The sequence below is a fragment of the Arthrobacter sp. NPDC056727 genome (genome assembly GCF_042790555.1).
Lineage (GTDB): Bacteria > Actinomycetota > Actinomycetes > Actinomycetales > Micrococcaceae > Arthrobacter.
In genome coordinates this window covers 80,019-92,926 of record NZ_JBHTZA010000019.1, presented here as the reverse complement: position 1 = coordinate 92,926, position 12,908 = coordinate 80,019, and the positions used below count along the sequence as shown (strand labels likewise).

Below are 12,908 nucleotides of genomic sequence, written 5' to 3'. Positions count from 1 at the left end.
GGTCCCGCCGTCGTCCGCTTCCCTGTGTGCGTTGGGGCTTAGTGCCAGAGACCGAGGGCGAACTCCGCAATGACCGTGGACAGCAGGAACGATGCGGTGACCGCGACCAGGCCCACGGGGATGATCTTCCAGCCGATGTTTTTCAGCAGCGGAATGTCCTTGCCCAGGGACAGGCCGGCGAGCGTCAGCATGACCGTGGCGATCGACAGGAAGTCGACGGTCTTGATGGCGCCGTTCAGTGCCGCGGCGCCGAAGAACCAGGGGCTGGAGATGTAGGCGCCGATGGTGGTGATGTAGACGATGGCCGAGATCTTCTTGGTGAGCTTGGCCAGGGCAATGCCGACCAGCACGAGCGCGAGCATGATCGCGTACCCGGCAACGATGGTCAGGCTGAATCCCTTGGCGGCGATCGAGGCAGTGCCGATGCCCAGGACCGTGAGGACGGAGAGGGACAGCCACAGCGGGAGGTGCATGGCCGCCGAGGACTCGGCAACCCGCTCGCGGAACCGGCGGTTCTCCTCGGCCTGGGCTGCTTCAGCGTCGGTAGCGACTAGCTGGGTTTCCTCATGCCGGCTTGGGGCGCCGGCCGTGACCGCGGCCTCTTCCCGGGTCTGCTTGCGGGTCAATACGCGGTAGAAGCGGTCCGCCAGCGGCAGGGCGAGATAGATGCCCACGTAGACGCCCAGGATGGTGGTGATCAGGTTGGAGATGGCCGCCATGCCGAGGATGGCCTCCTGGTCGCCCGGGTAGGCGGCGATGATGCTGGCCGAGGAGGCGGCCATCATGGACCCGGACCCCACGCCCGCGCCCATGGCCAGGGCGAGCGGGTCGAAGATCCTCCAGTTGGAGATGAGGGAGGTCAGCAGCGTGATGTACACGGCTCCGAACAGGGTTCCGAAGACGTACATGGCCAGGACGCCGCGGTACTGGTCGGAGTCGGGGCCGTACTTTTCGGAGACCATGGCGAAGGACGGCTCCCGGTCAAGGGAGAACGTTGCCCCCACCGTGGCCTTGCCCATGCGGAGCAGGACGGCGAGCGGAAGGGCCAGCGCAATGGTTCCCAGCAGGTGTCCGACTTCCTGCAGCAGCAGCGCCGGGCCGGCCTTGAGCAGGGTGGGCAGGCTGGGCCCGATGTTGAATGCCAGCCTGGCCACCAGCAGCAGCACGGCCACGCCCACCAGGGCGGCGGCCACCCGCTGCAGGTCAAGCCCCAGGGGCTTGAACTTCTGGACCGAGACCAGCAGGCCCAGGATGAGACCCCAGACCATGGGGAAGATGACGATCGCGCCGATGCCGACGTCGATCTTGGCCTGGCCGATCAGCTGGACGGCCAGTGCAATGACAAAGGCCAGTGCGGCGATGGGAAGCGTCAGCCGGGCACCAGCCCTGTCTGTCCGCGCCGGTGTTGTGCTGGTGCTCATGATGTGCCTTCCTGTGTGACCGTCTGACGGCGGTAGGCCGCTTTGATCAGGCGTGCCCGTTCGGTGGGGGTGGTGGCCGCGGCGGCGACGGTCCAGGCAAGCGCGGTGGCTGCCTCGAACATCACGGCATAGGCGTCCGGGGAGTCCGCCAGCGCGGCGAAAGCATGCGAGTGGATGGGGACGTCCGCGCCGGGAATGCTGAGCCAGGGATGCAGGCTCGGGATGACCTGCGAAATGTTGCCCATGTCCGTCGAACCGCCGCTGATGCCTGCCGAGGGCGAGGTGTCCTTGCCGAACACGTCCATGGCCTCGGTCCAGTGCGCTGCCAGCGCGTCGTCCTGGATCAGCGGTTCGTAGAGCGGTTCCGTGTCCTCGAATGCCAGCGTGGTGCCGGTGGCGAGGGCGGCCCCCTCGAAGCAGCGGCGGACGCGTTCGAGAAGCGCCTCAAATTCCTTCAGGGTGAAGGCCCGGCATTCAAACTCCACCATCGCCCGTTCCGGAATGATGTTGGTGACGTGGCCGCCCTCCGCGACGTACATGGCTATGCGGTGGTCGCCCGGAATCTGCTGGCGCAGCAGCCCGACGGCCACCTGGCTCAGCACGGCGGCGTCCGCGGCGTTCACGCCCTGGTGCGGGGCGGCCGCCGCATGGGCTGCCTTGCCCGTGAACACCGCACGGTAGCGGCCGACGGCCTGGGCACTGGTGCCCGCCGGGTTGTAGGTCACCCCGTCCTGGACGGGGTGGACCATGAGGGCGAGGCTGACGCCGTCGAACGCGCCGCGTTCCAGCAGGAGGGCCTTGCCGCCGCCGTGTTCCTCTGCGGGTGTTCCGATGGCCTTCAGGGTGATGCCGAGCTCATCGACGAGCGGCCGCAGGGCCAGGGCTGCGCCCACCGAGGCACCGGCGATCAGGTTGTGCCCGCAGGCGTGTCCGATGTCCGGCAGTGCGTCGTATTCCACACAAAGGGCCACCGTCAGGTCGCCGCTGCCGGCCGTGGCGGTAAACGCGGTGGGCAGTCCGCCCGTTCCGCGTTCCAGCTCGAAGCCGCCCGCGGCCAGCAGGTCCGCTGCCGCCCCGGCGGAGTGGACCTCCTCGAAGGAGACCTCCTTGAGGGCGTGGATTTGCTGCGCCATGGCCAGGACCCGGGGTTTCCACGTGCTGACGCCCTCGGCCAGGGCGGTCCGGTGGGCTGGTGTTTCTGTCAGTTCCATGAGCCTGCCTGCCCTAGTAGGAGAGGGACGGGAAGGGGGCGCCCGCCGCACGGGTCGGCACCCAGACGGCCTTCGTCTGCGTGTATTCGTCCAGGACTCCGGGGCCGGAGGAGCGTCCGTGGCCGGAGTCCCCAAAGCCGCCGAACGGAACCGCCACGTGGATGGTCTTGTACGAGTTGATCCAGAACGTGCCGGCCTTCACCTGGCGGGCAACGTAGTGGGCCCGTGACACATCGGAGGTCCACACGGCCCCGGCCAGGCCGAAGTTGGTGTTGTTGGCCCGGGCGATGGCCTCGGCTTCCGTGTCGAAGGCGTCGGCCCCGACGACGGGTCCGAAGACCTCGGTGGTTTCGAGCCGGTTCTGCGGCGTCACGCCGTCGAGCAGGGTTGGCATCACCCAGTGGCCGCCGGACAGCGGGGACCCGGCCAGGGCGTCGGGAAGCGTTCCGCCGGTAACCCGGCGGCCGCCGTCGTTCATTCCCGCCTCGATGAGCGAGGTGACGGTGGCGAACTGCTGGGCCGTGATGATGGGGCCCACCTCGGTTTCCGCGCTTAGCGGGTCGCCGACGCGCAGCCGGGCGGCGCGGTCCGCCACCAGCTCCACGAACCTGGCGTGCACGCTGCGCTCCACCAGCAGCCGCGAGCCGGCCACGCAGGACTGCCCGGCGCCGGAGAAGATGGCCGCGATGGCGCCGTCGGCTGCGCGTTCCAGGTCCGCGTCCGCGAAGACGATGTTGGCGCTCTTGCCCCCGAGCTCCAGCAGTGCCGGGATGCCGGCCTGGGCTGCCGCCACCGCCACCCGCCGCCCGGTGGGGACGGAGCCGATGAAGCTGACCTTGCCGACGCGGCGGTCGCTGGTGAGGGCCGCACCCACGGTCTGGCCCAGTCCTGCGGCCACGTTGAACACGCCCGCCGGCAGCCCGGCTTCATGCGCCAGCTGGGCGAGCCGGATGGACGATGCCGGGGTGAATTCGCTGGGCTTGATGATCACTGCGTTGCCGGCGGCCAGGGGAGCGGCGGAGTTCCAGCCGGCGGTGAACAGCGGGGCGTTCCAGGGCGTGATGGCGACGACGACGCCCCAGGGGACGCGCTCGGTGTAGGTGTGCCAGGGGCCGGGAACGGGGATGGTCTGGCCGGTCAGCTTGTCGGCCCAGCCCGCGTAGTAGCCGAACATCTCGGCGACCTTGGCGGCTTCCACGCGGGCATCGCGGATGGGCTTTCCGGTGGTGGCCGATTCCAGGATGGCGAGTTCCTCCGCGTGCGCTTCCACGGCGCGGCTGACGTTGCGGAGGATGGCGGCGCGTTCAAAGCCGTTCAGCCCGGCCCAGGCGGCGGCGCCCGCCGTCGAGCTTTCCAGGATGGCGTTGGCGCCCTCGGTGCCGGGGTCGGCGTAGGTGGCGAACGGCTCGCCGGTGGCGGCGGCGGTGAGTGTGATGCCCTCGCCGCTGCCGGGAACGGTCCTGCCGTCAAGGAAGGCGCCCAGACCGTTGGGGAAGGCTGCGTCCAGGACGGCGCGGGCGGTGGCGGCTGAGGAGGAGGTGGGTGCTGTGGTGATACTCAATGTGTGGTTCCTTTGTGGCCGGGGGATTAGGCGACGGCGGTGGTGTCGTTTTTGGTGTCGGGTGCGCCGGCGGGGGTGATGGCCGGGGCGACGGTGCGGGCAATTTCGGTGAAGTCCGCGCGGGGCCCGAGGGCGGCCAAGGCTTCCTGCCATTGGCCGGCGACGGCGGCCAGCAGCGCCGGGTTTTCGCCGATCTGGGCGGCGACGTCGACGGCGAGGGCCGCGTCGCGTGCCATGAGTCCCAGCGAGAAGCCGGAGTCGTGGGTTCCGGAGAGCACCCAGTTGGGGTACATGTTCGCGGAGACCTTGCTGCCGCCGGAGGCGTCGCTGATGCTTGCCGCCGCCTTGGCCGGATCGATGCCGTAGGCCTTGGCGACGCCCAGGGCCTCGCCGACCGAGACCAGGTTGGCCGCCGCCAGGACGTTGTTGAGGAGCTTGACCACGTTGCCGCTGCCGGGGCCGCCGATGTGGTTGTATTTGCCGCCGGTGAGTGCCAGCAGGACGGGTTCGGCGGCGGCAAGGGCGGCGTCGGTGGCGCCAACGAAGGCGCTCAGCGTTCCTGTTGCCGCGCCGTCGCGGCCGCCTGAGACCGGGGCGTCCACGAACGCTGCGCCCTGGGCCCCGGCGAGCGCGGCCATCTGCTTGCTGGTGGCCGGTTCGGAGGTGGTGGTGTCGATGATCGCGATGGTCCCGGGTGCCGCCAGGAGCTGGGGGACGGTGGCTCCAACCACGGCTGCCGCGGGCAGGGAGAGGACCGCGTAGGGGGTGCCGGCGAGATCCTCGACGCTGGCGGTGGTGGCGATGCCGGCCCCGGCCGTGGCGGTCCGTGCCGCCTCGGAGGGATCGAAGCCGGTGACGTCCCAGCCGGCCTGGTGCAGCGTGGCAGCCATCGCGCCGCCCATGGAGCCGAGGCCAATGACGGCGATGCGGCGGTCGGTGCTGGTGTTCATGAAGGTGCTCCTGGAGGAAGGTATATAGGGGTGGGGTCGGGGGTTCGAGGGGAAGGTCAGTCGAGGTAGATGTCGAGGTCTTTCCACAGCTGCTGGGTTCGGCGGATGGCTGCGCGGCTGCGCTCGGGGTGCGCGGCCTCCATGCCCGCCAGCAGGCCGTAGACCAGCGAATTGGCGGCGGTGACGGACTGGAAGAACGAGATTCCCTCCGAGGCCACCACCAGGAGGTGGTCGGCCACGGCTGCCAGTCGGCCGCGGCGCATGTCGGTGATGGCGACCACCTTCGCACCGGCCTGTTTCGCGGCCTCGGCGGTGACGATGATCTGCCGCATGGAACGCCACATGTTGATGACCACCAGGACGTCGCCGGGACCCAGGGCGTTGGCGCTCGAGGCGAGGTGGACGGCGCCGCGGTTCTCGAGGGTGATGGGGTAGCCCATGGTGGAGCCGAGGTGGGCCATTACGCTGGCCGGCCCGGCGAACGAGCCCAGCCCCAGGACGATGATCGACTTGGCTGCGGCCATGGTGGCGATGGCTGCTTCCGCGTCGTCGGCCGTGTTGGAGTCCAGGGTCAGCCGCAGGTTTTCGATGTCGTGGTTGAGCGCATCATGCAGGGGGCTGCGGTGTTCCCCGTGCTCGGTCAGGGTGTCCTCGGTGGAGATCATCACCAGGTAGCGCGACCGCAGTTCCCGCTGGAGGTCCGGCCAGCCGCGGTAGCCCAGGTGCTGTGCCGCCCGGACCACTGTGGAGTTGTTGACGTCGGCCCGCTGGGCAATCTCCGCGATGTCGGCGTACGAGGACAGTTGCGGGTTGCGGGCAATGACATCGACCACCCGGGCCTGGGCCTTGGACAGCGGCACGTCCGGAAGCGCATCGCCTAGCCACGAATGGGAAGCGGGGGCGCCGGTTTCTGTACTGGATTCGGGCCCGGCCGTCTTGGGGGTCAAGTCCAACCTCTTTCTTCTGACGGGGATCTGTAACCCGGCTCACTCTGCAAGCGGTTTTGCATCAAATGTACTCTGCAATTTGGTTTGCGAAAAGTGTTTTTCGGTTTCCGGTCTGCAAGACCCAGTCCCGGCGCCCATTGCAGCAGCGTTGTGACCGCGCCACCATGAAGTTATGAGCACCGAAACACCGGGCACAGGGGAGCTGAACCTGCCCCAGCAATTCCTTCTCCTGGCGACGAATGACAAGGATGGCGAGCCCGAAGTGCCGCCAAGCGTTCTCAAAGCCGGCCTGGCCGGGGCGATCCTGGCCGAGCTGGACCTGCTGGGGGCAGTCCGGCTGGACGGTAAGTACGTGAGGGCGGTCGGCGAGCCGCCGCCGTCGGACTTCCAGCACCAGTGGGAGCTGATCCACGACAAGTCCCGGCCGCACAGCCCCCGGCGGTGGGTTGCCATGCTGGAGAGCCGCGCCGAACTGCACCGGGTTTACGAGGGCATGGCGGCTCTCGGCGTCGTGAGCCATGTCGGGGAAAAGCATCTGGGTGTCCTCAGGACCACCCGCTACCCGGAAAAGGACCACGCGCCGGAAGCGGCGCTGCTGGCGAGGATCGAGAGCGTACTCAACGGATCGGCGTCGGACGCCAGAACCACGGCCCTGATTGGCCTGGTGCACGCGGCGGGGCTGACGGACAAGCTTTTCCCGGGCGCAGAACCCGGCCTGTTCAGGCAATTGACCGGTGACCACTGGCCTTCGCGTGCGGTGCGGGACGAGCTGCGCATGATCCGGCTCGCCGAGGCGGAGGCGGCCACCTAGCGGGACACTTGCGCGGAAACACAGTCTGCTGATTTACTGCCTCAACGGTTCCCTAAGCAAACGGGTCCGAGTGCTGTAGCGCGCTGCTACGGGGGAGCACCATTCGGAGGGGCAATGGCGGGGGAACACCGTGACGATCTAGTCATGCAGTCACTGCTGCTGGACGAGATCGGCCAGTCAGTGATCGGCATGGACGGCGACTGGCGCATCACCTATTGGAACCGCGCATCGGAGCGTCTGTACGGGTTCGGCCCGGACAAGGTTCTGGGCCTGAAAATCTCGGATCTGGGCATCCTGGGTGCCGAGGCGCGGGGCGAGGGAGCCACCGACCGGGAGATGGCAGGCAGGCTTGCCCGCGGCGGTGACTGGGCCGGTGAACTGTGGGTCCGCCACAGCACAGGCCGTGAGTTCCCGGTCCACGTAACGGTCAGCCGGATCAGGGGACGGCACACGGTGCCCGTCGCGGTGGTGGCGATCTCCAAGGACATCACCGACCGCAAGCACACGGAGGCCATCCTGCGAAGGCTCTCGGCCATGGTCGAGTCCTCCGGGGATGCCATTATCGGAGCGGACCTCACTGGAAGGATCACCAGTTGGAACGCCGGCGCGGCGAGGATGCTCGGCTGGAGTTCCTGGGAGGCGGTGGGGCAGACCCACTCGCTGCTGACGGCCGACGACGGTCCCTACTTTGGTGCGGACGTCACCTCCGGCACGGGGAGCGGCGCGTTCGTAAGCGGTGTTGAGGCCCGGTGGCACTGCAAGGACGGGGCGGTGATCGACGTCGAACTGACCGTGTCTCCCGTCTACGACCAGGACGGCGTCCGCGTGGGGGCATCCGCCATTGCCCGTGACGTCACCGAGATCCAGCGGCTGAAGGCCGCCGCCGAGGCGGAACGCGAGCGGCTGCTGGCTGCCCAGGAGATGGCCCACGTCGGCAGCGTCGAACACACGGTTGCCACGGGGGAGACGTGGCACTCGGAGGAATTCGACCGGATCCTGGGGTTCTCCGCCGGGGACGGTAAGGACCGGGAAACCATTCTGGCACGGACACATCCCGAGGACCGGGACCGCGTGCAGGAAGTGTGGAAGAGCCTGGACCATGGCCTGGGCTTCGCCGATTTCGAGTACCGGATCATCCGGCCCACCGGCGAACAGCGCTGGCTGCACTCACGGATCCGCAGCATCAACAGCGCCGACGGCAAGCCGATCCGGTTCCTGGACACGGTCCTGGACATCACGGAACGGAAAAATGCGGAGCAGATCCTGGAGTGGCAGGCCCGCCACGATGCCCTGACGGGGCTGCCCAACAGGTACATGGTCACCGAGGTCCTGCAGAGTGTCCTGGACCGGGCGGCCCGCCCGGTGGTGATGTTCGTCGACGTCGACCGGTTCAAACTGATCAACGACGGCATCGGCCACGGTGCCGGGGATGCCATCCTGGTCCTGCTGGGCGAGCGGCTGAAGGCCGCCGTCCGGGCTGGCGACACCGTGGGCCGGTTCGGCGGCGACGAGTTCGTGGTGATCTGCGAGAACCTGCAAATGGGCGGTGCCCAGGATCTGGCCCAACGGATCAAGGAGGCCACACGGCAGCCGTTCGACGTGGACGGCCGGCAGATCTACCTCAATGTCAGCGTGGGCATCGCCCTGGCGGACGAGGAGGACACGGCCGAATCGATGCTGCAGGGGGCCGACGCCGCCATGTACCGGGCCAAGTCCGCCGGTGGGGATTCGTCGGCCATTTACGATGCGCACATGACCGGACGGGCCACCGGGCGCCTTGACCTGGAGTCCGATCTCCGCCTGGCCCTGGAGCGCGATGAGCTGTCGCTGAACTACCAGCCGATCATCGACGTCACCACCGAGGGAACTGTCGGCTTCGAGGCGCTGCTGCGCTGGCACCACCACGAGCACGGCCCGATCATGCCCGATACCTTCATCCCCATCGCCGAGGAGACGGGCCTGATCCTGCCGATCGGAACCTGGGTGCTGCGCGAGGCCCTGCGCCAGGTGCAGCGGTGGCGCAAAGAGGTCCCGGGAGCGGAGAACTTCACGGCGGCGGTGAACATCTCCGGTCGCCAGCTCGTGGCCGGCGATTTTCCCGACATCGTGGAGGCGGCCATCCTGGACACCGGCATTGACCCGGCCGCCGTCCACCTGGAAATCACCGAAACGGTGCTGATGGACCAGCCGGACCTGCCCAAGGAGACGCTGCAGCGGCTGACCCGCCTGGGCGTCGGCCTGTCCATCGACGACTTCGGCACCGGCTACTCGTCGCTGAGCTACCTCAAATGGCTCTCCGCCCGCACCCTCAAGATCGACCGCACCTTCGTCGAGGAGCTGGGCACCGACCCGCACGGCGCCACCATCATCGAACTGGTCCTCGGCATGGCCGAAAGCCTGCATCTTGACGTCGTGGCCGAAGGCGTGGAGACGGGCGTCCAGCTCGCAGAACTCCGCCGCCTGGGGGTGCGACTCGCGCAGGGCTACCTCTGGAGCAAGCCGCTGCCTGCTGCGCGGATCCCGGCCTGGCTGAAGTCCCACCCGGCCAAGGTCCCCGCAGAGGAGTCCCTGCCCCGCGTGGGCTGATCCGTTCGGAGTTTTTGTACAGATAATGGCCGCTAAACGCCCCCGAAGTCGCGACAAATGGACAAAAACTTATCCCCCGGGGGCGTAGCGGGCGGCGGCCGTGCGATGCGCCAGGCCGTTGGCTCTGGCGGGAGAGCTTTAGCGCAAGAGGACGACGGCGGGTGGTCCCGCCGTCGTCCTTCTTTTGCTTGGAGTTTTTGTACAGATAATGACCGCAAAAGGCCCCCGAAGTCGCGACAAGTGGACAAAAACTCCATTGTTGGGGGCGAGATGGGCTAGCGGGAGACCGGCTCCTTTGCTTCCAGGAGCGCCAGTTCGTGGCGGCGGGGGAAGCCTTCCCAGTCGCCGGGGACCAGGCAGGCGAAGGCACCGGTGGCAGCGGCGGTGCGGAGGCGTTCCCCGGGTCCGCGGCCTTCCATGAGTTCGGCCAGGTAGCCGGCCACGAATGCGTCGCCGGCGCCGACCGTGTCCACGACCGAGACGGGAACCGCGGCCTGCCGGAACACCTCGCCGTCAATTAGGGCGAGGGCACCCTCCGCACCGAGCTTGATCACGGCCTGGCTTGGCCCAAAGTCGGCAATCCGCCGGGCCAGCTCCTCAGGTTCGCCGGGGCCGACGGCGATCGCTGCCTCGTCCTCGCCGGCGAACACGATGTCCGCCAGCGGAATTATGTCCCGGTAAACGCTGCCGGCCCCCTCTGCGGACCAGAGGTTGCCGCGGAAGTTCAGGTCGAAGGACACGGGAACACCCGCAGCCTTCGCCACACCGACCGCGTGCCGGAGCGTCTCCGATGCCTGGGCCGACAGCGCGGGTGTGATGCCGCTGACGTGCAGCAGTCCGGCGCCGGCAATGAGCGCATCGTCAATGTCGGACGGCGCAATCCGGGACCCGGCGCTTCCGGAACGGTAGTAGCTGACCCGCTGCGCGTCCGGCGTCCGGCGTTCCTTGATCATCAGCCCGGTGGGGGCGGAAGGGTCGACGGCGACACGGACGTCCACGCCCTCGGCCCGGATCTCGCGCTCCACGAGCTGGCCCAGGGAGTCCGCACCTACGCGTCCGCACCAGACGGACTGCACGCCGAGCCGGCGGAGGCCGATGGCCACGTTGGACTCGGAGCCGCCGATGCCCAGGCTCAAGGTGGAGGCGTGGGCGAGCGGGCCCACCTGGTCAGCCCGCATCAGCGCCATGGTCTCGCCGAACGTGAGGACGTACGGCACTGGGTTGCCAGTGCTCATTTGCCCGCCCCCAGCTGCGCCGCGGTCTGGTCGATCAGCTCGCGCACGCGCCGTGCCCTGGCCGTGAGGTCCTGCAGGTCGCCGCCCTTGAAGGCATCGCCCAGCAGCGGCCCGCCGAGGCTGACGGCCAGCGCGCCCGCCCGGATCCAGGCCGGCACGTCCTCGATGTTGACGCCGCCGGACGGAATCACCTCGATGTCCGGGAACGGGCCGCGCAGCTGTGAAACATACCCGGCGCCGACCGTGGAGGCGGGGAAGACCTTGACGGCGGTCGCCCCCAATTTCCAGCCGGCATGCAGCTCGGTGGGCGTCAGGCCGCCCGGATAGACCGGAACGCCGCGCCCAACGCAGGCCGCGATGACGCCGGGATCCGTGACGGGGGTGACGATGTACGCCGCGCCCAGGTCGAGCGCCGTCTCCGCTTCTGCCGCCTCGGTCACGGTGCCGACGCCGATCTCCAGCGGGTCCCCGAACCGCTCACGGAGGAGCGGCAGTTCGTCCCAGACGCCGGGGGTGCTGAGCGTGAGCTCGATGCTGAGCACGCCGCCGCGCTGCAGCGCCTCGATGACCGGCGCGTAGTCCGTGGCGTGGCGGGCCCGGAGCACGGCCACGGCCCGGGTATCGCGGAGGACTGCGGAGGGGGCAGGCCGGGACGCCGTGCCGGGGTTTTCGAGGCGGAGCATGGGATTCCTTAGGAGGTGGCGGGTGGGTGAGTGGGGGAGAACTGGCAGTGCACGACGGCGGTGGATGCCGCCGTCGTGCACTGGCACTACTCGACGGGGTGAGTTACTTGACGGTGGGGGCGGCGGCCAGCTCAGCCGCCCCCGAAGGGGTGGCGACCATGCCGCCGGCAGGGCAGGCGTCCTCCGGGTCCGTGAGGTCGCGGTTGACTGTCTCCGGGGAGAGCCGGGTGGCGACGAAGCTGACGAGCATGGTGAGGGACATGTAGATGGCCACCGGGATCCAGGAGTTGCTGAAGAGTCCCAGCAGTCCGGCGCAGACCATGGGGGCGATGCCGCCGCCGATGATCGAGGAGAACTCGCGGCCCAGGGTGACGCCGGCGTAGCGGTAGCGGCTGCCGAAGATCTCCGGGAAGTAGCTCATGTGCACACCCACGACGCCCTGGCAGGCGAGCATGAAGCCCACGATGATCACCAGCACGATGGCCACGGGGGAGCCGGTGGTCAGGAGCATGAAGGCCGGGGCCGGGAAGAGGATGAGCGCTCCGGTGATGAGCGAGACGACGCGGCGGCGGCCGATCTTGTCCGACAGGATTCCGAAGGAGACTGCCGCGACGCCGCCGCAGAGCGCGCCGATGAGCAGTACGGGCGGGATGAACTTGGGATCGGTTCCGACGACGGTGATCAGGTATGAGGCCATGAACACCTGGATGGTGTAGGACTGGGTGCTGACGCCGAAGTTCATCAGAATGACGCGCAGGACGTTGGCCTTGCCGAACTTGGCGACTTCCCTGAGCGGTGCGGGCGGTTCGGTGCGGGCCTGCTTGATCTCCTCAAACACGGGGGATTCATCGAGCTTGCGCCGGATGATCAGGGCAGCGACGGTGACGAAAATGCTCGAGAGGAAGACGAGGCGCCAGCCCCAGGTGAGCATGTCGTTCGGGGCCAGGGACTGGGCGGCGATCCACACCAGCGCGCCCAGGGCTGTGCCGGCGGCGGCGCCGACCATGATCAGGGAGGCCAGCTTGCCGCGGGTGCCGGGGGCTGCGGATTCGGTGAGCAGCGTGGCGCCGCCGGACTGTTCGGCGCCGGCGCCGAAGCCCTGGGCTGCACGGCACACGCACAGCAGGACCGGGGCGAACAGGCCGATCTGGTCGAAGGTGGGCAGCAGGCCGATGGCCAGCGTGGCGCCGCCCATCAGGAGCAGCGTGACCACGAGGATCCACTTCCGGCCCAGGCGGTCACCGAAGTGCGAGAAGAAGACGCCGCCGAGCGGGCGGAACAGGAAGCCGACGGCGAAGGTGGTGAAGCTGGCGATCAGCGCCGCCGCGGGTGAGACGTTGGGGAAAAACAGTTTGCTGAAGACGAGCGCCGAGGCGGTGCCGTAGATGACGAAGTCATACAGTTCGAGGGTGGTGCCGATGAGGCCAGCGACGGCGGCCTTCCGGACTTTGCTCTGATCGATATCCCCCGGGGGGACGTGTGCTGTGGTCATTTCCATACTCC

10 protein-coding genes are annotated in these 12,908 nt (G+C 68.5%); 2 read left to right on the top strand and 8 right to left on the bottom strand.

The window, feature by feature from the left end; all coding sequences use genetic code 11:
* Positions 1-38: 38 nt before the first annotated feature.
* From ACFRAH_RS17990 to ACFRAH_RS17970, 5 genes are read right to left on the bottom strand one after another with little or no spacing between them, the layout of a single operon-like run.
* The gene (locus tag ACFRAH_RS17990) at positions 39-1,421 is read right to left on the bottom strand and encodes a DUF3100 domain-containing protein (RefSeq protein ID WP_377992262.1); all 1,383 of its coding nucleotides are present in this window, start codon (positions 1,419-1,421) and stop codon (positions 39-41) included.
* The gene (locus ACFRAH_RS17985) at positions 1,418-2,632 is read right to left on the bottom strand and encodes an amidohydrolase (protein WP_377992261.1); all 1,215 of its coding nucleotides are present in this window, start codon (positions 2,630-2,632) and stop codon (positions 1,418-1,420) included. The genes ACFRAH_RS17990 and ACFRAH_RS17985 overlap by 4 nt, the downstream gene beginning before the upstream one ends.
* A 13-nt stretch (positions 2,633-2,645) precedes the next feature.
* Complete coding sequence (locus ACFRAH_RS17980; RefSeq protein WP_377992260.1) at positions 2,646-4,193, bottom strand: aldehyde dehydrogenase family protein; 1,548 nt, start codon at positions 4,191-4,193, stop codon at positions 2,646-2,648.
* 26 nt (positions 4,194-4,219) lie between these two features.
* Positions 4,220-5,143: an NAD(P)-dependent oxidoreductase gene (locus tag ACFRAH_RS17975; RefSeq protein WP_377992259.1), complete on the bottom strand. Its 924-nt coding sequence runs from the start codon at positions 5,141-5,143 to the stop codon at positions 4,220-4,222.
* A 56-nt stretch (positions 5,144-5,199) separates the two neighbouring features.
* Positions 5,200-6,090, bottom strand: a complete 891-nt coding sequence (locus ACFRAH_RS17970) for a MurR/RpiR family transcriptional regulator (protein ID WP_377992258.1) — start codon at positions 6,088-6,090, stop codon at positions 5,200-5,202.
* 172 nt (positions 6,091-6,262) lie between these two features.
* Between ACFRAH_RS17970 and ACFRAH_RS17965 the strand changes: the two genes are divergently transcribed.
* Together ACFRAH_RS17965 and ACFRAH_RS17960 are read left to right on the top strand one after the other, a co-directional pair.
* Complete coding sequence (locus ACFRAH_RS17965) at positions 6,263-6,901, top strand: GPP34 family phosphoprotein (RefSeq protein ID WP_377992257.1); 639 nt, start codon at positions 6,263-6,265, stop codon at positions 6,899-6,901.
* Between the two features lie 144 nt (positions 6,902-7,045).
* Positions 7,046-9,487, top strand: coding sequence for an EAL domain-containing protein (locus ACFRAH_RS17960; protein WP_377992256.1), 2,442 nt, complete (start codon positions 7,046-7,048; stop codon positions 9,485-9,487).
* Between the two features lie 275 nt (positions 9,488-9,762).
* Here the strand turns inward: ACFRAH_RS17960 and ACFRAH_RS17955 are convergent, their stop codons facing one another.
* The 3 genes from ACFRAH_RS17955 to ACFRAH_RS17945 form a co-directional block, all read right to left on the bottom strand.
* Positions 9,763-10,722, bottom strand: a complete 960-nt coding sequence (locus tag ACFRAH_RS17955; RefSeq protein ID WP_377992255.1) for a sugar kinase — start codon at positions 10,720-10,722, stop codon at positions 9,763-9,765.
* A complete protein-coding gene (locus ACFRAH_RS17950) occupies positions 10,719-11,405 on the bottom strand; it encodes a bifunctional 4-hydroxy-2-oxoglutarate aldolase/2-dehydro-3-deoxy-phosphogluconate aldolase (RefSeq protein ID WP_377992254.1) in 687 nt (228 codons plus the stop codon). Before ACFRAH_RS17950 ends, ACFRAH_RS17955 begins: the two co-directional genes overlap by 4 nt.
* Positions 11,406-11,508: 103 nt before the next feature.
* Complete coding sequence (locus tag ACFRAH_RS17945) at positions 11,509-12,897, bottom strand: MFS transporter (protein ID WP_377992253.1); 1,389 nt, start codon at positions 12,895-12,897, stop codon at positions 11,509-11,511.
* Positions 12,898-12,908: the final 11 nt, after the last annotated feature.